The following is a 22,538-nucleotide window of genomic DNA, read 5'->3' on the forward strand; positions in this document are numbered from 1 at the left end:
ACGGAACTTACCTTTATAAAGAATCCTCGCAATAACTCTAAATATGCTTCAATTAAAAGTGACTCCGGCGCTCAAGAAAATACTAAAAAAATACAGAGCCCAAGTAGTTTATCTTTTCGGCTCTGCCGCAACAGGCGAGACTACCGCGCTAAGCGATGTCGATATTGGCATTGTTTTCAAAGATATTCGCGCGAAAAACAAAGACCCGTCAGGCATATTTACAGAGCTTTACGAGGCGTTCAGGCACGCGCTTAACATGCCTTTCGAACAGCGCCTTGATTTGGTTTATCTTCAGGAAGCGCCGCTAAGGCTTCAGATGAACGCAATTAAGTACGGCAAGGTGCTATATCAAAAAAGCGAAGATATCAGGACAGACTACGAAGATTATGCCACAATGCGGTATCTGGACTGGAAATACGCCGATGATCTTTATCTCAAAGAAGTTGCCGAGGAAATAACCGGCAAAAGGATGGAACTTGAGGCGTAATCGCGTATGGCTGTCGATAAAAAGCTTGTTGTTGATAGAATAAAGTGAATTCAAGAACTTTTGATAATAATCTTTTCGAGTGCTTGAATTCACAATCTAGTTAATCGCTAATATAATATCAATCAAAAGATGTGCAATTAACTATAGCAACAATAAGGGAAGATATAAAAAGACTTGAAGCTTTATAAAATATGCCTCTTTCAGAATTTAAAAAAAATCCGGACAATTACGCAATTGCGGAGCATCATTTACGAAGGGCATCCGAAGCTGTGCTTGATATTGGCAGGCACATCATTTCGAAAGGCGGCTTTTCGCATCCGGAAGATTACACGCAGATAATTGACATACTCGGGCAGAACGAAATAATTCCGGAACCATTTGCCAAAGAGTTTCGAAAAATCGGCGGATTTAGAAATCGCATGGTCCATGCATACTGGAAAGTGAGTTTTGAGGAATTGCGCCAAACACTAAAAAATGACTTAGACAAACTAACAGATTTCTGCAAATATGTTTTAAAATATCTTGAAAAATAAGGTGAAATATAATGTTCGAAATCGCAACTTTTGAAGACGAAATAAGAGTCCCGCCGGAAAATATCGGCGGAAAAAAGGAAGATGTAGTGCTAAAAAGCCTTGTCCAGAAATACGAAAACCACATAATTCCTGATGTCGGCGTTGTTCTTGCAGTTACTAAAGCATTCGATGTAAAAGGAGGTGCAATAAAAGCAGATGATCCGGGGGTATTTTACAGCTCGAAATTCGAAGCAATGTTATTTATCCCAAAACTGCATGAAATCGTTGAAGGCACAGTAATTGACATTACTGATTTCGGAGTATTTGTGCGCTTCGGCCCGATTGACGGCATGTGCCACATTTCACAGGTAATTAATGATTACGTAAGCCGTGACCAGAAAGCAAATGTCATTGTAGCTAAAAAATCAGGAAAATTGCTAAAAATCGGCGACCTAGTAAGAGCGCGCATCACAGCGATAAGCCTTGAAAAGCGCGAGGTAAACAAGATAACAATCACCATGCGCCAAGATGGCCTCGGCTCGCTTGATTGGATTGCTGCAGACAAAAAAGAAAAAGAAAAGAAAGCGAAAAGGGCAAGCGGAGAAGAGGAAGCAAAGCCTGAGAAAAAAACTAAAAAGAAAGAGTGATTCGAGGTTCCACATAACCTCGAGCACTGAAGCGACCTTAACTTCGTTGAGGGCGCAAATTTTAAAAAAAGGTGTCATGATATGAACGAACGTGCATGCAGGGTCTGCAAAAGGCTCGTTGAAGAAGGAAACGAATGCGACGTATGCAAATCAACCGATCTCACAAACAACTGGAAAGGCGTAATAATGATTTTTAATGCCGATTCCGAAGTTGCGAAAAAGGCGGGAATAGCGGTGCCTGGAAAATACGCTATGCAGGTTATGTGAAGCATATTTTAAATTGATGAATATGGCAAAAGAACCATATAATTCAAATGTTGTAAGGGGCACGCTTTGGTTGGATTGAACTCGATATAAGTAATGTTGAAGTTCCTGAAAACTGGTATAATAACGGAAAACCCAATATCGAACAAATGCAAGCAGATATTAAAAAAGAATTGATAGATTCGCACAAAAAAGGAGAAAGATGGCAACAATACGCCATAAAAAACTCATTGCCTTGCAAAAACTGATGTTTTTAAATTCAGCCGACCAAAATATTCCGTGATTGTTATGGAATTCATAGTAATTTTAATGGAGGAAGAAACGGGATATTCGGTTCAAGTGCCTGCGCTTCCAGGATGCCACACACAAGGCGATACAATAGATGAGGCTCTTGCAAATGCAAAAGAAGCGATAGAATGCTATTTAGAAAGCGCTGAAAAAGACGAAATTCCAAAAGCGCCGTCACACATCCAGATTGCTGCAGTAAGCGTTTCAAATAATGTTGGCGCGTAGGGGATTTGGTTTAAATGGCAAAACTTCCGGCAGTATCGGGCAAGGAAGTTATAAAGGCATTGGTGCGAATAGGCTATTTTGTTCACCATCAAAAAGGAAGCCATATTTGCCTGAAGAACAGCAATTCACCATACAACCGCATTACTGTGCCAAACCACAGAGAATTAAAGAAAGGAACGCTTAACGGAATATTAAAAGATGCCAAATTAAGCGTGGATGAATTATTAAAATTATTGTGATTTTATGGCAGAAATAAAGAAAAAAATCTGGTCCGAGTTTTTTGATGCGATACAGCGAGGAGAAAAGAAATTCGAGTTGCGACTTGCTGATTTCGACCTGAAAGCCGGCGATATTCTCGTCCTTGAGGAATTCGACCCGAAAACAAACAAATACACTGGCAGAAAAATCACAAAGAAGTGCATGAAGGTTTTTAAACTTGACATTTCAAAGTTCTATACCCCGAAGCAACTTGAAACAAACGGGCTTTATGTAATTGAACTTGACTGAAACATAAGGACAAAATAAAAAAAGGTCATAGTATGCAAGAATTAAAAATAACATCAGACAAAAGAAACGAACTGTTCGCAAGGCGCGAGATAAAAGCGATATTTACAAAAATCGGTGCAACTCCGAGCATTGCGGAGACCATAAAAGAAATCGCAAAAGCTGCCGAAGCTGCAGAGAATAAAATAGTTGTTGAACATATTTATCAAAAATACGGCACTCCAAACTCGGAAATAATTGCAAAAATCTACGACAAGGAAGTTCCGAAAAAGAAGGACAAGAAAGGATCTGCAACGCCTGCTGATGCGGCAGTGCCTGCGGAAAAGAAATAGATAAATCAGAGAATGCGTTTCATATGAGCCCCGAAGAATTTCGTAAACAAGTATACGACCAAATTACTCGAATTAATAAAAAATTAGAGGGATTTGATCGTATTGATGCTACGTTGGATAGAATACAAGGCACGTTAAATGGGCAAAGCAAAGAGTTCAAAGAGCTTCATGAAGAATTAAACATTGCAACTAATCAACTATATATTTCAAGAATTACAAATATGCCATCTCACGATGGCGAATTGACGTATAGATAATATACTTATGGTGTTAAAATGCCAAAAAAAGCAAAATCAAAAAGCAAGCACAAATCCGTGCAAATGTGGAAAATGTACGAAGTCAAAGACGGCGGCATAGTCCGCAAGAACAAGCAGTGCCCGAAGTGCAAAAAGAACCTCGCGCAGATGAAAAATAGAATCTATTGTGGCGGTTGCGGGTATACTGAAATCAAGAAATAAAATTTTTCTTTACAGATCATTAATTTAGCGCAAGCATTATTTGACAAGCGCGTCATTCATCAAGTTCGCCAATTATATTATTGTCCAAAAATTTCAGAAGGGGCTCCATGCTTTCAGGAACTTTAAACAACAACATATACTTCTTTCCGATTTCAATAACCGTCTCGCCATATTCTATTTTGATTTCCGATCCTATTTCGTTCTGCGGCAAGTAAGTTATTTTTCCACCCGTTGGTATGCGAAAGCCGTCACTATTTCCTTTAATCTCAACAGATTCTCCGAGTTTTGCATCTTCAAGAATTCCGCCATCAGTCAAAACCTCATATATTCTTGAAAGATTGTATTCCATAAAATAAATTAAAGTAAACTTTTTTAAATTCCATGCAATAGCACATCATAGAAATCGACAAATAATGAAGAATATCTTTAAAGGTCAGTTTCTCTTACGCCGGAAAAAATTCCGAGAATAAGAAGAACTGCACCTATTGAAACCATCGTGCCCTGAACACTCCAGTCCATCATTATACCGACAGCAAGATTCAGCGCGGCTGCTAAAAAGCGCCCAAGCATCGAAATAGCTGAAAGCATTGTCGCGCGCTTGCCTGAAGGAATATGGATGTTAAAATATGATGAAAAAAGCGGTGTACGAAGGCCTCGAAATCCCATTATTGCAAAAATCAGGATAATCGTAATTGCAAAATTTTGCGTAAACGCTCCGGCAATAAATGCAATGCCCGGAATTAAAACCGTTGCCCGAATCAAATTCCTTTTTCCGAAAAATGCGTCAAGCCGCGCAATCTGCGACAGAAGCAGTATCGCAAAAATATTCATTCCCGCCGAAATCCATCCGTATTGAAATATCTCGGCGCCGGAATTCGCAAGCATCACCTGATAGAGCCATAATATATAATACAGCATAGTTCCGCCAAGAATTGAATCAATAACAAGCGGCCGTAATTTCGGATGGTTTTGAATGTATGATATGCTTTCAGCAATTATTCTGAAATAATGCTTTTTCGCACGCAAAATCTTACGTTTTGGCTCTTTTAATGTCATTGCAACAAACCCTGCAAAAACAGCAGGGATTCCGGTAAATATCATCGGATAATTCATGCCGAATTTTACGGCAATAATGCTTCCAATCGGCGATGCGATTATGAATGCGAGAGAAAGCGCCATAGAATAGCGCGCAAACACGCTTTTTGAATCGTTTGTTCTGCGCAATGTCTTTAATGTATCATAAATTATCGCTTCATCAGCTCCTGAAATAAACGATAAGCCCAGAGCCCAGAGAACTTCGCCGAGCATAAAAACGTAGATGTTCGGAACGCTGCCATATATGAACGCCGCAAGGGCTATTGAAAAACAGCCGATAATTATCGATTTTTTCCTGCCGAATTTATCTGCAAACGCGCCTGTCGGAACCTCAAAAACAGCCCATGCGAAGATAAAAAGCGATTGCAAAAGCATAGTTTCCGAAAAGGTCAGGCCACCCCAAACGGTAAAAAACGGTATTGTCACGGCTGCGAGAAAGTGCATATTGATGAAAAACTGAATCAAATTCATCTTTTTGATATTCGCAAGCATAAAACCACAGAATCCGAAAACACGCATCAAAAACAACAAAACAAGAACAATTATCTGCGCAACCTATATATAGCTAAAAAAGGCAATAAAACATATGAAGCGCGAGGTCCAGCTGCTCATTCTTGCAGAAGTCATTTTTCTTTTCGGCTCAGGGCTATACGGGCCAATCTACGCAATATTCGTGCAAAAAATAGGCGGCGACATACTTGATGCAGGGGCTGCGTATGCGCTTTTTCTGATTTCCATGGCAACGCTTGAATACCCTGTAGGAAAACTAATGGACAAATACGGGAAGAAATATTTCCTGTTTTCCGGATATCTGCTTGCGACTGTCGTTATTTTCGGATATATGTTTGTAGAAAACGTGATGCAGCTGTTCATACTGCAGATCCTTATGGGTATAGCGTTTGCAATAGGCGACCCTTCCTGGGATGCCTGGTTCTCTGATATAATCCCGAAAAAGAAAAGCGGATTCGATTGGGCTGTATTCCACATGGTCGCAGGATACAGCGCGGGATTTTCAGCACTTATCGGCGGCGCGGTTGCAAAATACCTCGGGTTCTCAACACTATTTTTCATAGGCGGAATGATTGCGATATTCAGCGCGTTTACCGTGCTTTCAATAAACGAAATGCAATTCGGCAGCAGACGGCGCGGCAAACAATCCAATAAAATCCATCATAGAGGACACGGATTTAAAAGGCGTGTGAAAATGAAGAGTCATTGAATCGTAATTTATTTCCCCCACCCACCAAGTGTCGTTTGCTTTCTCTTTTTCGCCGCCTCGTCAAGCTTTGCGAACATGGATTCCATTCTCTCGCGCGAGAAATTATGCTTCTGGACCATAATCTCAAGGACTTTCTCGCGGTCAAATGCAGGCGCATCAAGCGAATAATTGTGCAGGACCGGCGGACTTTTAAAGAAATCGAAAATGTCGCGCGGGTCTAGATCATAATTCCATTCAACTTTTTCAAGGACTTTATCCAATTCCTTGTGCTCCAAAACAAGCTTGAGCGCCTTTTTTTGGCCAATGCCAAGAATTCCGCCGGGATTGTAATCTGTTCCGACAAGAATGCCAAGAATTATGAGCTGGTCATGAGTGATTTTAAGGTCGGCAAGAGTCTTGTCAAGAAAGATCATCTCAGGCTTTATCTCGCGATAAATTGTTGTGCCCGGAATCTTTCGCTTGCCGGTGATGTTCAAATTGCGCACAAGCCGTGGAGCCCCAAAAAGCATTGAATCCATATCCTGCGACACCGAAGCATAAGCGTCGCGGTTCTTTGCGAGATATGCAGCCTGCGCCTCGCCTTCTGACGGCGCCTGAATAATCGGTATTCCAAGCGCGCGAAGCAGCTCCTTTGCCTCATCAATCATTTCAGACGTTAGTTTTGTCGCCATCTGCGCCTGCTTTTTCGCCTCTGCTTCGTCGCCCGATTCAAGGGCTTCCTCGCGCTTTTTTTCTGCAATCTGTTTTGCTGCGACGCGGGAATTTACTGTCGCGCTCTTGAACTGTGGCCTAGGACCATCGAAAACATAAACCAGCTTGATGTTATGCTGCATCAGGTTTATGCTGCGGTAAAATATGCCTGAAAGATGCGACGTGACATTTCCTGAAAAATCCATGAGCGGCGTGCCGTCCTGCTGGCGGATTATTGTAAGAAACTGATAAAGCGTGTTGAATGCATCCATTGCCAGGGTTTTTCCTGCAAGCGCTTCTGCAGATGTTTCTTCTTTTGTGACAATGTCGCTAATCTTGACGCCCATAAATATCTATAAAAGCTTTGTTTCTCATTTTAATATATCTTTTAGGGGATATTCTATGCCAACTGTTGATATGAATCTTTGTATGAAATGCTTTGCATGTGTCGGTGCGTGCCCGAATGATGCGATTTCTGATGCGCCCGAAGGCCCGAAATTTGACAATAAGAAATGCAAAAAATCATACCGCTCAGACGGCAAGCTTTTGAATCCAAAAAGTATTGCAAATGATTCAAAATGCGGAATTTGCGCCGAAATGTGCCCTGCAAGCGCGATAAAAATTTGAATGCGTACTTAACAGATCCCAACAGTTTCTTGCCCAAATCAACGTTCAAAAAGTAATATCATCACTGTAATTCCGGCAATAAAGGCAATAAGATGAACCGCTGATTTTGCAGGATTTGTCTCCTTATGAAGCTCGGGTATCAGGTCAAAACCTGCGATGTAGATAAACCCGCCTGCTGCAAAAGGCACTAAATATATTGAAAGATCTGCCCCTTTTGTACCGAATGCCAAAACAACCGCAACGCCAAGAATAGAGGCAAGCGCAGACATAAAGTTGAAGAAGAGCGCCTTTTTCTTAGAATATCCTGCGTGAAGAAGGACACCAAAATCACCTATTTCCTGGGGGATTTCATGCAAAATAACTGCAAGCGTTGTAGCAATGCCAACAGGAATTGACGCCAGATAACTTGCGCCAATAACAAGCCCGTCGATAAAGTTATGTACGCCATCTCCGATCAGGTTCATGAATGCGACGGGATGATGATGATGCTCCGACGCCGGAATATGGCAGTGCCTCCAGTGGATAAATTTCTCAAAAATAAAGAACACTACTATTCCGCCAAGAAGACTGATGGAAACCGACATGCTAAAACCCTGCGCCTCGACGGCTTCAGGCAATAGATGTAAAAACGCATCGCCAAACAAAGCTCCGGCCGAGAAACTAACAAGAAAAAGCAGCACTTTTTCAAGAGTCCGCTCTTTCATCGGAAACGTAAAAAGCCCTATAAACGATAGCAGGCTCACAAGAATAACGCTTCCCAACGAATATGCCCATGCATCCATCTTAAATCAGTGCACAAAACGTTTATAGGGATCTATGAAGACATATCAAGGCATGCAAGCTTTAAATCATCTCGTTGGCACTCGAAGCTTTAAAGCAAAGCTTTAAATACTCCAGTAACCATTTAAGAGTAGTCATTACATTAAATGAGCAACTCAACAGTTGCATAAGCCAGTGCAACTCAAGAGGAATATATAAACAACACCAAGAGAACAAGCTTATATACTCGTAGTGACAAATAAAAAGGAAGTAATAAAAATCCTGCTCATCAGCTTCGAGAAAACGAGGCTTTTAAACAGGGTAAATTAAAAATTTAGGTGTTAAAAATGGCTATAAACTTTACAGGAATTGTTGGTAAACTTGCCGGCCTGGGCTTCTATAGTTTTGTCCTTCCCTGGCTGTTGTTCTTCGCCGTAATTCTCGGCGTACTGAACGTGACTAATATCTTCGGCAGTAAAAGAATTAACGCAATAATCTCTGCTGTGATCGCATTTTTTATAACTGCATTCACTCCGGCAGGCGTCTCGCTTGCAACGTACTTCACCACACTCTTTGGTGTAGGTGCAATGACTATCGCAGTACTATTAGTAATAGTGCTGCTTGGCGGTGCGCTTGGATATAAGGTAAAAGACTACGAAACCAGTGCCTGGGTAAAACCCCTCATCGGTCTTGTAGTTATTGCTCTTGCAGTTCTTGCATTTGGCGCAGCAACAGGAACAGATGTCTCAGTTGACCTTCCAGGTCTTGACAGCGACACGTGGACAATAATATTTATACTTGTCTTTGTGCTGCTCGCAATTTGGTACGCTGATGAAGGCGCTCCTGCAGCTGCTGGCGAAGGTAAGAAAGACAAATAAATTAAACTAACAAATTCATTCGGAGCGGAGTAAAATCCGCTCCTTTAAACTTTTTTAGATATTTATATTTCTTCATTCACAATAAATCAACAAATAAATGCTTAAGTGGGATAAGATAACTATGGCTAATATTTTTTCAAAAATGCTGGCAAACCTCACAAACCTTGGATTCTACGACTTCGTGCTTCCATGGCTCATGTTTCTTGCAATAATTTTCGGGCTTCTGCAAAACAAAAAAACAATAAGCGAAGACCCTGCAGTAAACGGCGTAATCTCAATAGTCGCGGCATTTTTCATCGCATACATAGCACGCGGAATGTTTTATACCCAATTTTTCGGCATATTCGGAGGGGTAATTGCGGTATTTTTGATATTGATAATCTCTCTTGCAATGTTCGGAATAAAGCCGGAAGAGGCTCTTGGCTCGAACAAAACAGCACTAAGCATAGGCATTGCAATAATAATTCTAATGGTATTCATTGCTTCCGGCGCGTTTGAGGAACTATTCAAGACATCAATAGACGGTGATACTGTAGCAACAGTCCTTATTCTAATCGCCCTTCTTGGCGCAGCCGCTTTCATTGGCGGTGGCGGAAAGGACTAAGCTATAAAACATTCTGAATAACAATATAGCGCATGGAAATTCTATTCGTGACTGGAAATAAAGGCAAATTAGATGAAATTGCGCAATTTCTTAAAAACTCCGGCATCACCCTCATACACAAACACCTTGACTTAGTCGAGCCCCGAAGCGAATCATTGGCAGAAATCGCAAAGGAGAAGGCAAAAGACGCTCAAAAAACGATAAATGTACCCTTTATTGTCGACGATTCGGGTCTCTTTATTGACTGCCTGAACGGCTTTCCCGGCACAAATTCAAACTGGGTGTTCAAAAAAATCGGCTATCCGGGCATATTAAAGCTTCTGGAAGGCAAAAAAGAAAGAACCGCCGCTTTCAGGTGCGCGGTTGCGCTCGCAATTCCAGGCAAAGAGATTATGATATTTGAGGGCGAAGAACACGGCATCATCGCAAATGAAGAGCAGGGTATAAAAGGTTTTGGTTATGATCCTATATTCATACCTGACGGCAGCACAAAAACATGGGGCGAAGCGCCCGATATAAAGAATATTCACTCGCATCGGCAGCAGGCGATTGAGAAGCTAATTAAATGGATTAAGGAGAATCCGCGGGCTTTCTCGCAAGAATTGTAAGGTTAATCCTCATTTCGAACCCACCACTATTCAGCTTTGGGTTCGAAAGCTTGAAATCCTCACAATCGCCCAAGGATTTCATGACCTTCCTAGCGCGTTTATCAAACGTTCCCGCGTCTTTCTCCTCAATCGCGCCCAACTTTTGTAGCTCATCAAGCGTTTTGTCTGAAACTTCAAGCACTTTCAGGCCTGCGGCTTGGATTGCGCGCAAATAATCCTCTTTTGAGCGCCGGTAAAGCTCCAAAAACACAGGCTTTCCGCGGGAATCGTTGAAAAGACTTACGTTATAGCGCAAATTGCCTCTTTTATCTTTCTTGCAATCCGACTCTTTAGGTGGATTGACAACAGTTATCATGACATATCCGCCACTACGTGTCACGCGCGCCATCTCAACAATCGCTTTTTTGTAGTTTTCTATGTGGTTTATAGCCCAACTTGAATTCACAAGATCAAAAACATTGCTCTTCCAGCACAAATACAAGGCATATTCTGCAATAACTCTCTCTTTCAGGCGTATTTTTGCAAACTTTATCATTCCTTTTGAAATATCAGATGCAAAAACTTTCGCTTTCCATGTTCTTTTGAATGCTTCAGCCACTCTGACAGTGCCAGTACCAATGTCAAGCACACAATTCCCCTTCAAATATATCTCATATTTTCTAAAAAGATACTTTTGCGAAGCAAATTCTATTGCTGAACCAAGCGAATCTTGTCTGCAATATGGATGAATGTCATACTGACCGGCAAATTTATTGTAACTCTTTTTTATTGATGCCATAAAATGCCTTTTCGAATATTTTTATTCTGAATTATATTTGCAGACAAAACAATAAATACAAAATAACGCTCAAATCAGCCTTTAAAAAATGTCTTGCGTCTTTAGAGCCAGTAAAGACATACTAAAGACATCAAAAGACATGAAAGACAGCAACGACTTAGAAGAAGATAAATGAACGCATTGAGAAAAAAAACATTTAAATACTTGAAGAAACAATAAGGGCGTGGTGTGGAAGGATTGCTATGGTTTTTGTGTGTCTTGTCGCATGCATGCGTTCATAGCGCATGTTAGCGATTATTCATATCAAAGATTGAGGAAAGTCCCCCCACGGATGCAGAGATGCATTTAATCCCAGAAAACTAGGGCGCCGGGAGGCGCGGCAACGTATTAGAAACGATACAGAAGGCAGTTAAGGATGAATGTTTATGACGTTTCTGCCATTCTGATGAAACGTAACGTCCATGCGTGCAAGTCGAACGACGCGCGCGAAGCAATTCGCGTCCTCAGAAAGTCTTGAAACCTTGCGAAAGTGAGTGTTTCAAGCTTTTCAACCCATGGTTGAAAATGAGGGAGTCTAATGCGATAAAATCTATCAGCACCGGCAATTGCGCCGGATGTAAAGACGGATTGAACAAAAGGGGGCTTACTCTCCACACCAATCATTTATTTCTTAGGCCGCAAAGACAAATGTCTTAAGGCTTTTTTTCTTTTGGCTTAACTTCATTATAACATTCTAAAAACAAACGATTATCCGGATTGAACATCTTGCCGTTTTCAAGAACTTCATCCAAATACGTGCGCTCCTTAGCTCCAATAGAGCCGTATTTTGAAGGATCCTGTTCAAAAAGCCTTTCTAAATCGCACACAAATAAAAAGGGATTGAGCGGAGTCCCAAGATGCAAAACATTTGGAATCGCGCCAAGATAACGGAATTCAGATGTTTTTGAAGCATTCGTTTGCTTAAAACACCCTGATATTACATATATCGCAGGCCCGTCGAAAAATAATTTAATCGTCAGTTCGCCATCGCGAGTCTGATAGCGATACTTTCTAACGGAGTTTTCCAAAAAATCTGAGTTTTCATCCATATCAAACGCCAAATGTGAGTTTTGGATTATTAACTGAATAGGTAATAACTTCTATAGAGTAATAAACAACCCAAAGATTTAAATACTATTGGGTGCATAGTAGTACTTTGTTATAGTACTAACAATGTATTATTACAAACATTCATTTTTTCCAAACTCTCATTAATCCAAAGCCGTATGCTGATTTTTAATCAAATTATGCATATGCTAGGCGTCACGTCTTGTAAGACATTGAAGACGCTCGCACTAGTTCTGAAAATATTTGAAAATAGGCGCGCATTCTGCCGTGTCTGGCTTGCGGTTTTGAGGGAGTGAAAGAATAACACATAAACACGGCGGCTCCTCAGCCGCTTGTTAGCTTTTTTCAATTTTTACCCAAACTTTGGGTGAAAAAAGCGCTGGGGAAGGAGGAAAAGGTGAACATAAAATCATTATTGGTTCTAATTCTCGGCATTTTTCTTTTCTTCTGGAGCCTGACAAACTTTGGAGGAGGCGAATTTGCCGAGGAGTACATACCCTATGTTTTTGGCGGCATTGTTTTGGCAGCAGTTATTTTTTTGCTGCGCCGTCGCTAATTTTTTTCTTCCTTAATATATCATTAATAGACACATATCTTCAAAACAAGCGCCACATTAAAAAATAAATAACCTCAATCCCCCCATTTATGCTCAGGATTTCGCGGAATTATTATCCACGCAATTATGTAAAGCAAAAAACCGCTGCCGTAAACCAATATTGAAACCGCCCATATCAGCCGAATTATAACGGGATCAACATTCAAGTATTCTGCAATCCCTCCGCACACGCCGCCAAGAATCTTCTCTTTTCCTGAACGGTATAACCTTTTGATTGGTTTTTGCCCTTCATTTGCTGCAGTTCCTTTGCTTGCTTTCCGGTCTGTTTTTTTCATAAAGACATCCTCATCGTAATTTCGATTCCATCCTTTGTATTCTTCTTAGAATTTCGTTATTCTGTGCACGTATATCCTCTATCTCGTCAAAAAGCCGCTTCTCTGTATATGTCAATTCTCGGCTAGAATTTATTGCAGAATCAACAGCTCTTTCAGGAATATTGCTATTTAAATCAGGAAACCCGACAGGCGTATTCATATTCTGAAAGCTGCTCGCTTGAGATGGGGGTGGCATATTTGAACTAGTTTCTTGCTGTCCAAAAGCATCTTGTCTTACCTGCAATGGAGGTGGCGGTCTTGGAGGTTCCATGCGATCGAGATCGTCATTAAAATCAAGGGGGTTTGCATTAAATTCTGTGTCGGGATCTCCAAATCTTCCGAATTCATCAGTGCGTCCAAACTGGGCTGTTGAAGGCGCGGGTGCCTGAGTAACATGCCTTTGATTGAACTGATTGCCGAATTTTTCCTGTCCGGCAAGGACGCGCTCAGACACAGATGAACCGGCTATGCCTACTTGAGGCGATTGAAAGGACTTTCCAAATGCAGAAGGCCGCGAAAAAGCAGAATCGATTTTAGAATCAATATCGTTTTTGTCCCCACCACCACCGAAACTGGATTTTAGCTTACCTAGAATTCCGATAATATCACCAATGATATTATTGGAATTTCGAGTATATAATGATTCGCGAGAATAACATATCCTTTAATGACCTATTTGGAAAAGAAAAAAAATATTAGTTCTTCTTTCGCTGAAAAAGAAAAACTAAACTAAATATTCCGAGTATCACGAACCCCAAATTTGGGAATTCAGGAACTGGGTTCGGCGGAGTTCCTGTGGGGGTTGGCGTTGGTGTTGTTGTTGTTGTCTGCTGCTGCGCCACAACAGACCGCTCGCTGTGGCTAGTACAGTCAAACTGCACCAGTTTACGAGCGACTTCTTGCAAGTTGGCTTTTACAAGAAGTTCTCCATCAACCTTTTTGCCCCCAAATATTTCATTGAAGCTTGCGCTTCTCTTTTCATTGGGGTTAAGGTCTAAGCGGTACAGCTTCGTACCCGCAAACCATAAATCCATCCTTGCAAAATCGCTGGATGGATTGCGAGCCCAAACGCCGCATGTTTCGAGCCCCCAACCAATTGGTTTCGGGATTGATGTTACCACCTTTGGCGACATCGCGATTGGTGTCGCGGTTGGTGTAACCGTTAGCGACGAGACGTTCGTTTCAACAGGTGTTTTTAGCCCCACCAGAAAAAATGTTGCAAAAAGCAACACAAACAATATCATACCTATTTCTTTCTTCAAGATGTTTCATCTCCTTCCTTATTTTTATCTTTTCAGAATTCATTTCACGCAAGACACCTAATTTTATAAAAACAAAGCCAATGCTATCTGTTTTGTCTTTTTCAGCCGAAGGCTGAAAAGCTTGCCGCAAGGCATGATTTCTCTTGCGCGCCTTCCTCATTCTTTATTCAAAAATGATTCAGACGGCTCAAAAAAAACCGCGAAAGCGAAAAACAAGATAGTGCATACCTCGTTTTAAAAAGTGAATTTTGTGAAAGCATAACTGCGATGAATCGTCATTACTATTAAAGACTAATTATTTAAAGCTATGTTTCACAAACGTTTTTTTATACAACCTTCACCAATAGTATACTATGTCCGAACATTCCGGCAATCATGGCGCGAATAAACCCGCTGGCAAATGGGATCCTTTATTGGCGGAAATAGAGGGTGGAAGTAGCAGATGGGATCCTACAAACCATCCTGTCGGATATATTCTTGGAGTAAGCCCGGGATTCTCGCAAATGGGACAGGGTGAAGAACGCCTGATAAACATGGGCTTGGCAAGAAAGATAGTGAAAGCCGCGCGCCTTGGCTTCGACTTCACCGAAATCGATTACGAAGCGCTTTCTGAAATGTATGAACCGTATGTCGACAAGCTGATAAAACACGTCAAGGAAGTGCAGAACATGGAGGTCGGCCTTCACCTTCCTGTAAAAGTGGATCTCTGCATAGCGAATGCATTCGAATGGAAAGAGATGCATGAAATTCTGCGCAAAGGTGCATATTCGGCAAGAGAAGTAATCGGCGCAAAATTCTTCCTATTCCACACATCATCAAGAATAAGGCCGCATGTTACGTTTACTGTAGGGCATCAGGAACATAGTGTGCAGCAGAATTCATTCAGCGGAATGAATCTCGGGCAGTGGATGAGTGAAGTTGACAAAGGCAATTTCACGGACCCAAAAACCGGAAACAATATAAAATTACCTTCTGGAAAAAGCATGCAGCAATGGTTCAAGGCGAGATTTACAAAGGTACTTTTCCATGTTATGGGGCTTGCAGGAGATGTAGGGATGCTGACTTTCCTTGAGAGGCATGAAGATTTTAGAAAAGGTGCAGAAGAAGCTGGAAAAGAACTGGGCATATTACGCGACAAAATTTGGTTCAGTACTGTGAAGAACAAAATGCTTGAAAAATATAGTGAAAACGCAGAAAATGCGCAATCAATCATTAATAGCCGAAGAGAGTATTACCGTAGGCTATATTCTAATCAGTTCTCAGGTGCCCAATTAGAGCAGGTAATCGATCAGCAGCTAAGAACCGATAGAGAATATAATAGTGCTCTTGATCAGATTCAGGGAACTATTCCAATAATCAGAGAAATACAACGTGCAGTGCATGAAAAAGATTTGTCATTCGGTTACCAGCAAGAACGTGAAAAAGAAGAACTAATGGCGCAATGGGTAAATGAAGGTGTGCGCCCAGACGAAACTTTAGGAAAACTCTCGCCAAGATACAAAAAGCATCAGACCTATCAAGAAGTAATACATTATGTACAGCGTACGGATTTTGACAAAGTATTCGATTTTTGGACAACAAAGGGTTCTGAATGTGAAGAACAGGTTGCATACAGGGCTGTAGCAAAATATATGTACTGGATAAAGGATCCTATTTGGATGGACATCGTAGGCGATTACGATCCGGATAGCATAATAAAATGTGCGGATTTAGGAAGATCACAATACAACAAAGATATTTTCAAGGAATTTGACATAACCGGTGAAAAAAAGCATTTTGAAGAAAAAAAATCCCACAGCGAAAAAAAGAAAACTACTGTCGATGAACTTGTTGAAAAGATGATCACCGCAGTCGCCTGCAAGTATATTGAAGGGCATTTGTATGTCAGCGGCGATATCTTGGGCATGGCCGCTGAATTCCCTGAATTCAAGCACCTAAAAGACGAATCAGTTTACAAATACACAAAAGATGCAAAAATGATGATTTTCATCGAAACCTCAATGCCGCCTGAAGGCCAGGAAGGAGAACTAAGGATTATGTCTGCGCACGACCATGTTACATTGGTCAAGCATCTTGACAAAGGCGAAATCACCGGATATACAATGGACTTTGAGCATCTTACAGTAAACTTTGTGAGAGTTACGGATGATATAAAAAGCCTTAAAGAAGGCGATGCGAAATACATCAAAATGATGCATATCAATGCTCCAAGACCAATAATTGGAGCTCACGCCCCCATACCGCTCATGTCGCACGATATGTTTGTCATATACGAATGGCTTTTTGATCTGCGAAAAAAAGGCATGAAGAACGCATATTTCATCTGGGAAATGGGAGGATTTGGCATTGACCAAAGCGCAATAGCTTTCAGAAATATGGTTATTGAACTTGCTAAAGGCACGGGCCCGAAAGACCTTCCGCAGGAATTCTATGGCATTGACGACACTTTATGGGCTGCACAGCACGTTGCAATAAGAAACCACGGCTTAGACCCACTAAAAGGCATGATAATGGTGCCTGAAGTCGACCACGGAGTTTTTTCTAAGGCTGCGCATGAAAAAGGAAAGGCGAAAGAGTGGGAGGAGGAGAAGTACAAATATTAAAATAGCGCGTTAAAGCCCCAGAACTCTTACAATCTTTGCGCGCAAATTTCCTGCAAATTCTTTTCCTTTATCATTCAAAGCATATATTTTTCTCTGCCTCTTGCCCTCGACTTTTGTTGCCATCTCGACAAATCCTTTTCTCTGCATTGCAGAAAGAAGCGGATATATCTGGCCGGGGCTGAGAACCTTTCCTGTTGCTGCTTTGAACTCCTTCATTATGTCATAGCCATGAGCAGGGCCTTTTGATAAAATAAACAGTACATAAAGCTTTGTGAGATTTGTGATAAATGATTCTTCGCGTTTCATAAATTATCTTGGTTGCAAAGATTTAAATATGTTATTGCATTATATATCTTTTAATGACTCATAATATAAAAAAGTAAATACTAGTATAAGCCGCCTGCCTGTAAGACCTACCCAAGAGCATGGGAAGAACCGGCAAGCGGACATAAATATAGTGTCTCCGCGGGAAGCTTACTTAGTAAGCAGGCAACGACAACCCGCGAAGACTGAGCGGGAGTGTGGGGGTTTTAAAAAAGATCGTTGCCCCATCATAACGCAAAAAGCGTTTTGATGATTGAAAATAATCGCGTGAGAGCCAATGCCGACACATCGACTCTCGGATGTAAACGCCGGAGCAAGCGCATTACAAGAAATTTACAAGAATAACAATATCCTCAATGTCTTGCTGTCTTTTGTGAAGACAAGCATCAAAGCGTTCAATTAAAATAATTGAATGACATTATTTTTAAAAAAGTGTTTTGAAACATGAATAAATTACCGAATAATTCGGCAAATATTGCGTTCTACCCAATACAGTTGATATTATGGCATCCGGAGTATAAAAATGTTTTTATCACTATTGCGCCACAACGTCGCTACTCAAACCCGATTTTTTTGAACTTCTCGCCCTTGTGCAAAGATTCAAAATCCGCAATAGAAAGCACAAACGGCCTGTTTGTTTCGCTAATCCTTTTTGCCGCCATCTGCATAAGCGCGTTTTTAACTCTCACATTTGCTGCAACAAAATATGCGCCCTCGTTCGCCACATTACCCTCAAGCATGGCGCGCTCAAGGCTTGACGCAAGAACGGCTTTCAGCTGCCTGTCTTTTTTTGAAAGAATCCAAACACTGTCAGCCCGATTAACTGCCCATCCTTCACTCCTGAAAAGCTTTTCTGCTGCAACGGCAAATTCCGCGGCGTTGATTTCCTCACGCGGCATCCCGAAAGTCCTTGAAAATGCTGCAGCACCTTTGTTTGTCAAAAAGTAGAAAATAGAATTTTGGCGGTACACTTTTGCGCTGCGGAATCCAAGATATCCGTCAGATACCAAGCGGTTCGCATTCTTCTTGAATGTGCTGCCCGACATCGAAATTCCGCCGTAAATCTCTGATGTTGCGGATGCATCGAATCTGCCAAGAACGCGCATAATCTTAAGGCATGCGTCAGGCAAATCGATTTTCCCGGCATCCTTTTGCACTTGCGGTTCGCGTATTTCCAACTGCTCGCGCGGAATTTGCGGCGCAGTCGGTGAAGAAACATCCTCTTTTTCTTCCATAATTTCAACAGGCTCTGTTTCGGCATGCTTCGGCTTTTCATGATGATGCTTTTTTCTTTTCATATGGTCCCTTATGCGCGAGGCCTCAGACAGCGGCGGCTCAATCACAGTTTCTTCAGGAAGCTCCGGCGCAATTTGCGCAACCATTTCATCGGTAATTGTGCCTTTATTCACTTTCGCATGCGGGAATCGTATAAGGAATGGATGCGGAAAACTAAGGCGGCGCGCAAGCAAAAAGCCGTCGCCCACAGGAAGCTGGCGCAGATAAGTGCCCTCTGTCCGGTAATCGAGGCCAAGCATGCTGCATGCGTCCTGAATGTCTGAAGAATACTGCGTGTCAAGCCCGAGGTTCATGTAAATATGAGTGCTGGTATTTCCAAGAGCAGGATAGCTAATAAGGGACGGGTGCTGGTCAACATAAATTATGCCCATTCCGAGCTCTCTTACCTCGCGGAAAACAAGGTCAATAACGCTTTCAGTACCCATCTTTTTCGACTTCTCGCGATTCAGGACATGGTGTGCCTCCTCCAAAACAATCACGCCCTGCAGCTGCTCCTTTGTGTTTCTTACAATCAGCCAATCACGGATCCACTGCAGCAGGATTTCAATGAAAAAGGTTTTGTCGTTCGTTGCAAGAGAATCAAGCTCAAGAATAGTAATTTTATTGCCTTCGAAAAAACTCGATGGAAGAACACCTTCGTTTGTGTCAAAAATCTCGCCCGTTTCACGGAAACAAAGCGATTCAAGCGGCCTCTGTGCAGTCACGATCCAATTCCGCTCTCTTGCCGAGTTTTTATCGCTTTCAAGCTCGTCAAGCAGATATTTTACGCCGCGCAATTGCGGAAAATCAAATCCGTTCGCTCCGCTCTCGGCTTTTCGATTTGCAATCGAAAATGATTTTGGGTTCTTAAAAACCGTATCAAGAGCCTTTAATATGATGTGCCTCCCGCCGCCCAAAAGCCAGTAAGCATGGTCAAAAATCTCTGCAAACTCCTTTATCCACTGCGAAACTTCAACGCCTGCCGGCGGGCGCAGCGGATTGAACTTGAAAGGCGAAAGATTTCTTCCGACAGTGAAAATCTGGACACGGTCCTTTAATTCCGGAATATTTATCAAATCGCGGTAATTTCTTTTTGAGAAATCAAATATCAGAACAGGCACACTTTTTTCCGAAAGCTGATTGACAAGGCTGTGAACCACATTAGTTTTTCCATATCCCGAGGAGCCGAAAATACCTATATGAGTCAAGAACATACTGCTGTCAAGATTAAAAGGATAAAGAGCCCGCTTTCCGTAAAGCGCAGTGCCTATAAAAACATCGCCCTTTGCTGCTGTTTCGCGCGACGGCGCCTCAATCAGCACGCTGTCTTTTAAGCTTTCGTCGGCAAACGCTGCTGCTTTGACCGCATCAAGCATTTCTATTACGCGCTTTTTTGTCTCTTCATCGCCCAAAAGATACGCCTGCTCAATTTTGAGCGCGTTATCTTTACCAAGAACAGGAACGAGCTTTTTTATCTCGTTTGCAATTTCGATGCGGACAAAATCAGCCATTTTTTATCATTCTCCATTTTTAGCCATTCACAATATTCATTGGGTTTGAAAGCCTTGAACGAAGTGAAAGGATTTTATTTGGATAAAAATCATCTCGTTCGCTGACAGCGAATTCGAAGCTTTTGAACATTCGTTCAAAAAGCCGAGAGCGAACGGATTTTTAACCATTTACCTCTGCATTGGGTTAAAATCACAATATTACAAAAGACATAACAGTAGGACTTAAGACATATTGTGGATAGAAGTATTTAAAACTTCGCCAACGCAAATGCGAAGTTTTAAAGCCAAGAGCGTAGCGAATGTATTTAAACATTTTAAATCTTTGCGTTGTTTAAAACAGATAAGCTCAAAAGCCTATAGCGAATTAAATAAGGAATAGTTCAAACTTCTCCCCCGCCCCACTCTGTTCTTGCCCATCGGCGATAGCCATCGTTTTTCTTCTTTGGAGGCTTTTCCTCCTTCTTTCCTTTTAGCCGATTTATGAGCTTGCGCACGGCCTTTTCTACATCCTCTTTTATGTCGCAATATATACAGTAAGGAAGGCTTCGATATCTTGAATATTTTGCGCTTATAACCATAAACATCACTTTACCCCAATACTTTCAAAAATTCCCGCAATCTTGCTCTCCATCTCATGCCGCTCCTCTAGCTCGCGCAGTTCAGTCGTTATCTCAAGCAGGTCGCGCCAGAATTGCACGTTTTCCTTGCGTTTTTCTCGTGCGAGAAGAGATATATCCAGCATAAAATCGCGCTTGTCTGATAGTTCCGAAAGCGTGCGCATGAACTCCTTTCTCTGCACAATATCCTCATTCACTTCGGCAATTATCTCGCGATTGACGCGCTTTCTATCATCAACAGCCGTTTTCAATTCTGCGATTCGCTCGCCCAAGAAACGCACGCGGTCAAACAGATTTCCGATTATTATCGGGCTGATGCGCTGAAGCGACTTTATTTCCTCGTCTTCTGCACGAGGCATTGTTTCTCTTTCGCGCACCTTGATTATCTTCTCTTTTGGCTCCTTTTCAAGATAGGGCTCCTCTTTTTCAAGAAACTGCTGCGGCTCGGGCTCTTCAAGTTCACGATAGTCGTCCTGCGGCTTGATGTAGCGCTTTGTCAGATCAGCAACTTCTTTTGGAGGGCGAACCATAAGCATCACATTTTTGAATTACGAAAGACGCAGCAATAGGACTTAAGACAAACGTCAATTACAACCGTGTTTACAGATATATTCGTGAAAGGTGTATTTAAAGGTTTGATAAATATCTTTTAATGATATATTGAATTTGAAAGCTTATAAATATCGGATAACAAAATAAATATACTATCCGATATTGAAGGAATTTTATGCAAAACGAACTGCGCGATAATTTAATATTCCTGCGCATTGAAGAAAAGAAGCGCCGTTTAGACAATATACGACCTCTTTCAAAATCCGCACTTGAAAAACTAAAAGAACGTTTCGTTGTAGAATGGACTTATAATTCAAATGCAATAGAAGGCAATACGCTGACGCTAAACGAAACAAAACTTGTTCTTGAAAGAGGACTAACCATAAAAGGCAAATCTTTAAGAGAGCACTTTGAAGCAATAAATCATAAGAATGCAATAGCACATCTTGAGAGCATTGCCGGAAACAAAGAATCGATAACTGAAGACTTGATTAAAAAACTGCATGCTTTAATATTGAAAGAAATAGACGATTCTGAAGCAGGAATTTATCGCAGCGTGCGCGTCAGAATCCTTGAAGCAATATTCACTCCGCCGGACCCGCTAAAAATTCCTGCACTCATGTCCGAATTGATTAATTGGCTAAAAAATGAAAAATCACCTACTGTAGAAGTTGCTGCTTTAGCGCATTATAAACTGGTTCGAATACATCCCTTTATCGACGGAAATGGAAGAACATCAAGACTTCTGATGAACCTGATATTAATGAAAAACGGTTTTCCGCCTGCAGTAGTTCTTAATGCTGAAAGGAAAAAATACTGCGACAGATTAAAAAAAGCGGATTCTGGCGATTTAATGCCATTTGTAAATATGATGGCGCAATCTGTCGAGCGCTCGCTTGACTTGTATTTAGAGGCTCTGGAACCATCAAAATCAGGTGAAGAAAAAGCGCTCATTCCGCTCAGTGAAGCTGCAAAAGGAACGCCTTACAGCGCAGAATATCTGAGCCTTCTTGCGCGAACCGGAAAACTCGGCGCAATAAAAATCTCGAGAAATTGGGTTATTTCTAAGGACGAACTGAAAAAATACATCGAGAAAATGAAAAAATAACGCGCGTTCTTGCTGAAGTTGAGAAGGCGAAATGATTCTTAATCGCGACAAAATCCGCAAAAGGCGCGCAATATGTCTTTTAATGATATATTAGCGAAAAAAAGGGGGGAGAAAATCAAAACTTACGAAGGTCTATTGTTCCAATATTTTCATTGGAAAAATTAAGAACTCAAACATTAGACCTCTTGCATAATTATAAGGGCGTCAGCCCTTATATCTTTTAATTCCTGATGTTAACCGACAAACTCGTTCAAGTCAAACCCTTGGTTCATCA

Annotated in this window: 31 protein-coding genes and 1 other RNA gene; 19 read left to right on the forward strand and 13 right to left on the reverse strand. The window is 41.5% G+C overall.

Annotated elements, in window-relative coordinates; all coding sequences use genetic code 11:
- Positions 1 to 43: 43 nt before the first annotated feature.
- The 10 genes from KKB09_00195 to KKB09_00240 all read left to right on the forward strand — a co-directional run bounded on the left by KKB09_00195 (position 44) and on the right by KKB09_00240 (position 3,717).
- Positions 44 to 487, forward strand: coding sequence for a nucleotidyltransferase domain-containing protein (locus tag KKB09_00195; GenBank protein ID MBU4299617.1), 444 nt, complete (start codon positions 44 to 46; stop codon positions 485 to 487).
- Positions 488 to 678: 191 nt separating this feature from the next.
- Positions 679 to 1,020: a DUF86 domain-containing protein gene (locus KKB09_00200; protein ID MBU4299618.1), complete on the forward strand. Its 342-nt coding sequence runs from the start codon at positions 679 to 681 to the stop codon at positions 1,018 to 1,020.
- An 11-nt stretch (positions 1,021 to 1,031) separates the two neighbouring features.
- Positions 1,032 to 1,646: a DNA-directed RNA polymerase gene (locus KKB09_00205; GenBank protein ID MBU4299619.1), complete on the forward strand. Its 615-nt coding sequence runs from the start codon at positions 1,032 to 1,034 to the stop codon at positions 1,644 to 1,646.
- 81 nt (positions 1,647 to 1,727) lie between these two features.
- Entirely contained in the window at positions 1,728 to 1,913 is a 186-nt protein-coding gene (locus tag KKB09_00210; protein MBU4299620.1) for a DNA-directed RNA polymerase subunit E'', read from the forward strand.
- 285 nt (positions 1,914 to 2,198) lie between these two features.
- Positions 2,199 to 2,423, forward strand: a complete 225-nt coding sequence (locus tag KKB09_00215; GenBank protein MBU4299621.1) for a type II toxin-antitoxin system HicB family antitoxin — start codon at positions 2,199 to 2,201, stop codon at positions 2,421 to 2,423.
- Positions 2,424 to 2,437: 14 nt separating this feature from the next.
- Complete coding sequence (locus KKB09_00220; GenBank protein ID MBU4299622.1) at positions 2,438 to 2,662, forward strand: type II toxin-antitoxin system HicA family toxin; 225 nt, start codon at positions 2,438 to 2,440, stop codon at positions 2,660 to 2,662.
- A gap of 4 nt (positions 2,663 to 2,666) precedes the next feature.
- Positions 2,667 to 2,930 (forward strand): DUF3850 domain-containing protein, encoded by a 264-nt coding sequence (locus KKB09_00225; GenBank protein MBU4299623.1) that lies wholly within the window; start codon positions 2,667 to 2,669, stop codon positions 2,928 to 2,930.
- 32 nt (positions 2,931 to 2,962) lie between these two features.
- Positions 2,963 to 3,259 carry a hypothetical protein gene (locus tag KKB09_00230; protein ID MBU4299624.1) on the forward strand — a complete coding sequence of 99 codons (297 nt, stop codon included), beginning with the start codon at positions 2,963 to 2,965 and terminating at the stop codon, positions 3,257 to 3,259.
- Between the two features lie 23 nt (positions 3,260 to 3,282).
- Positions 3,283 to 3,516, forward strand: coding sequence for a hypothetical protein (locus KKB09_00235; GenBank protein MBU4299625.1), 234 nt, complete (start codon positions 3,283 to 3,285; stop codon positions 3,514 to 3,516).
- A gap of 18 nt (positions 3,517 to 3,534) precedes the next feature.
- On the forward strand, positions 3,535 to 3,717 hold the full coding sequence (locus tag KKB09_00240; GenBank protein ID MBU4299626.1) for a 30S ribosomal protein S27ae: 183 nt from the start codon (positions 3,535 to 3,537) through the stop codon (positions 3,715 to 3,717).
- A gap of 52 nt (positions 3,718 to 3,769) precedes the next feature.
- On the opposite strand, the gene KKB09_00245 is transcribed toward KKB09_00240, so the two are convergent.
- Both KKB09_00245 and KKB09_00250 read right to left on the reverse strand, forming a co-directional pair.
- Complete coding sequence (locus KKB09_00245; GenBank protein MBU4299627.1) at positions 3,770 to 4,066, reverse strand: hypothetical protein; 297 nt, start codon at positions 4,064 to 4,066, stop codon at positions 3,770 to 3,772.
- 77 nt (positions 4,067 to 4,143) lie between these two features.
- A complete protein-coding gene (locus KKB09_00250) occupies positions 4,144 to 5,304 on the reverse strand; it encodes an MFS transporter (GenBank protein ID MBU4299628.1) in 1,161 nt (386 codons plus the stop codon).
- A gap of 94 nt (positions 5,305 to 5,398) precedes the next feature.
- Here KKB09_00250 and KKB09_00255 point away from each other — a divergent pair, with 94 nt between their 5' ends.
- Positions 5,399 to 6,031, forward strand: a complete 633-nt coding sequence (locus tag KKB09_00255) for an MFS transporter (protein ID MBU4299629.1) — start codon at positions 5,399 to 5,401, stop codon at positions 6,029 to 6,031.
- A gap of 8 nt (positions 6,032 to 6,039) precedes the next feature.
- Here KKB09_00255 and fen read toward each other — a convergent pair whose 3' ends face one another.
- Positions 6,040 to 7,068 (reverse strand): flap endonuclease-1, encoded by a 1,029-nt coding sequence (gene fen, locus KKB09_00260; protein MBU4299630.1) that lies wholly within the window; start codon positions 7,066 to 7,068, stop codon positions 6,040 to 6,042.
- Between the two features lie 55 nt (positions 7,069 to 7,123).
- Between fen and KKB09_00265 the strand changes: the two genes are divergently transcribed.
- A complete protein-coding gene (locus tag KKB09_00265; GenBank protein ID MBU4299631.1) occupies positions 7,124 to 7,348 on the forward strand; it encodes a 4Fe-4S binding protein in 225 nt (74 codons plus the stop codon).
- Positions 7,349 to 7,386: 38 nt separating this feature from the next.
- On the opposite strand, the gene KKB09_00270 is transcribed toward KKB09_00265, so the two are convergent.
- Complete coding sequence (locus tag KKB09_00270; protein MBU4299632.1) at positions 7,387 to 8,130, reverse strand: ZIP family metal transporter; 744 nt, start codon at positions 8,128 to 8,130, stop codon at positions 7,387 to 7,389.
- 324 nt (positions 8,131 to 8,454) lie between these two features.
- On the opposite strand from KKB09_00270, the gene KKB09_00275 reads away from it, so the two are divergent.
- From KKB09_00275 to rdgB, 3 genes are all read left to right on the forward strand, one after another.
- Positions 8,455 to 8,985 (forward strand): hypothetical protein, encoded by a 531-nt coding sequence (locus KKB09_00275; GenBank protein MBU4299633.1) that lies wholly within the window; start codon positions 8,455 to 8,457, stop codon positions 8,983 to 8,985.
- A gap of 121 nt (positions 8,986 to 9,106) precedes the next feature.
- Entirely contained in the window at positions 9,107 to 9,589 is a 483-nt protein-coding gene (locus tag KKB09_00280) for a hypothetical protein (protein MBU4299634.1), read from the forward strand.
- A gap of 32 nt (positions 9,590 to 9,621) precedes the next feature.
- Positions 9,622 to 10,197, forward strand: coding sequence for an RdgB/HAM1 family non-canonical purine NTP pyrophosphatase (gene rdgB / locus KKB09_00285; protein MBU4299635.1), 576 nt, complete (start codon positions 9,622 to 9,624; stop codon positions 10,195 to 10,197).
- Here the strand turns inward: rdgB and KKB09_00290 are convergent.
- On the reverse strand, positions 10,160 to 10,975 hold the full coding sequence (locus tag KKB09_00290) for a methyltransferase domain-containing protein (protein ID MBU4299636.1): 816 nt from the start codon (positions 10,973 to 10,975) through the stop codon (positions 10,160 to 10,162). The genes rdgB and KKB09_00290 overlap by 38 nt on opposite strands.
- 224 nt (positions 10,976 to 11,199) lie before the next feature.
- Here KKB09_00290 and rnpB point away from each other — a divergent pair.
- Positions 11,200 to 11,633: RNase P RNA component (gene rnpB, locus KKB09_00295), an RNA gene on the forward strand.
- A 34-nt stretch (positions 11,634 to 11,667) separates the two neighbouring features.
- Here rnpB and KKB09_00300 read toward each other — a convergent pair.
- Positions 11,668 to 12,063, reverse strand: coding sequence for a hypothetical protein (locus KKB09_00300; protein ID MBU4299637.1), 396 nt, complete (start codon positions 12,061 to 12,063; stop codon positions 11,668 to 11,670).
- Positions 12,064 to 12,479: 416 nt separating this feature from the next.
- Here KKB09_00300 and KKB09_00305 point away from each other — a divergent pair, with 416 nt between their 5' ends.
- Entirely contained in the window at positions 12,480 to 12,638 is a 159-nt protein-coding gene (locus KKB09_00305) for a hypothetical protein (protein ID MBU4299638.1), read from the forward strand.
- Positions 12,639 to 12,712: 74 nt separating this feature from the next.
- On the opposite strand, the gene KKB09_00310 is transcribed toward KKB09_00305, so the two are convergent.
- From KKB09_00310 to KKB09_00320, 3 genes are all read right to left on the reverse strand, one after another.
- Positions 12,713 to 12,973, reverse strand: a complete 261-nt coding sequence (locus KKB09_00310; protein MBU4299639.1) for a PspC domain-containing protein — start codon at positions 12,971 to 12,973, stop codon at positions 12,713 to 12,715.
- 10 nt (positions 12,974 to 12,983) lie between these two features.
- Positions 12,984 to 13,466, reverse strand: a complete 483-nt coding sequence (locus KKB09_00315) for a hypothetical protein (GenBank protein MBU4299640.1) — start codon at positions 13,464 to 13,466, stop codon at positions 12,984 to 12,986.
- Between the two features lie 241 nt (positions 13,467 to 13,707).
- The gene (locus tag KKB09_00320; GenBank protein ID MBU4299641.1) at positions 13,708 to 14,274 is read right to left on the reverse strand and encodes a hypothetical protein; all 567 of its coding nucleotides are present in this window, start codon (positions 14,272 to 14,274) and stop codon (positions 13,708 to 13,710) included.
- A 353-nt stretch (positions 14,275 to 14,627) separates the two neighbouring features.
- Here KKB09_00320 and KKB09_00325 point away from each other — a divergent pair, with 353 nt between their 5' ends.
- Positions 14,628 to 16,877 (forward strand): hypothetical protein, encoded by a 2,250-nt coding sequence (locus KKB09_00325; GenBank protein ID MBU4299642.1) that lies wholly within the window; start codon positions 14,628 to 14,630, stop codon positions 16,875 to 16,877.
- A gap of 9 nt (positions 16,878 to 16,886) precedes the next feature.
- Here KKB09_00325 and KKB09_00330 read toward each other — a convergent pair whose 3' ends face one another.
- The 4 genes from KKB09_00330 to KKB09_00345 all read right to left on the reverse strand — a co-directional run bounded on the left by KKB09_00330 (position 16,887) and on the right by KKB09_00345 (position 21,134).
- Complete coding sequence (locus KKB09_00330; GenBank protein MBU4299643.1) at positions 16,887 to 17,183, reverse strand: PadR family transcriptional regulator; 297 nt, start codon at positions 17,181 to 17,183, stop codon at positions 16,887 to 16,889.
- Between the two features lie 572 nt (positions 17,184 to 17,755).
- A complete protein-coding gene (locus tag KKB09_00335; protein ID MBU4299644.1) occupies positions 17,756 to 19,987 on the reverse strand; it encodes a DUF87 domain-containing protein in 2,232 nt (743 codons plus the stop codon).
- Positions 19,988 to 20,367: 380 nt separating this feature from the next.
- Entirely contained in the window at positions 20,368 to 20,565 is a 198-nt protein-coding gene (locus KKB09_00340) for a hypothetical protein (protein ID MBU4299645.1), read from the reverse strand.
- A 5-nt stretch (positions 20,566 to 20,570) separates the two neighbouring features.
- On the reverse strand, positions 20,571 to 21,134 hold the full coding sequence (locus KKB09_00345) for a hypothetical protein (protein MBU4299646.1): 564 nt from the start codon (positions 21,132 to 21,134) through the stop codon (positions 20,571 to 20,573).
- 197 nt (positions 21,135 to 21,331) lie between these two features.
- Here KKB09_00345 and KKB09_00350 point away from each other — a divergent pair, with 197 nt between their 5' ends.
- Positions 21,332 to 22,264 (forward strand): Fic family protein, encoded by a 933-nt coding sequence (locus KKB09_00350; GenBank protein ID MBU4299647.1) that lies wholly within the window; start codon positions 21,332 to 21,334, stop codon positions 22,262 to 22,264.
- The last annotated feature ends 274 nt before the right edge of the window (positions 22,265 to 22,538 follow it).

Source organism: Nanoarchaeota archaeon, assembly GCA_018897155.1.
In the GTDB taxonomy this organism is placed as follows: Archaea; EX4484-52; EX4484-52; order EX4484-52; family LFW-46; genus LFW-46.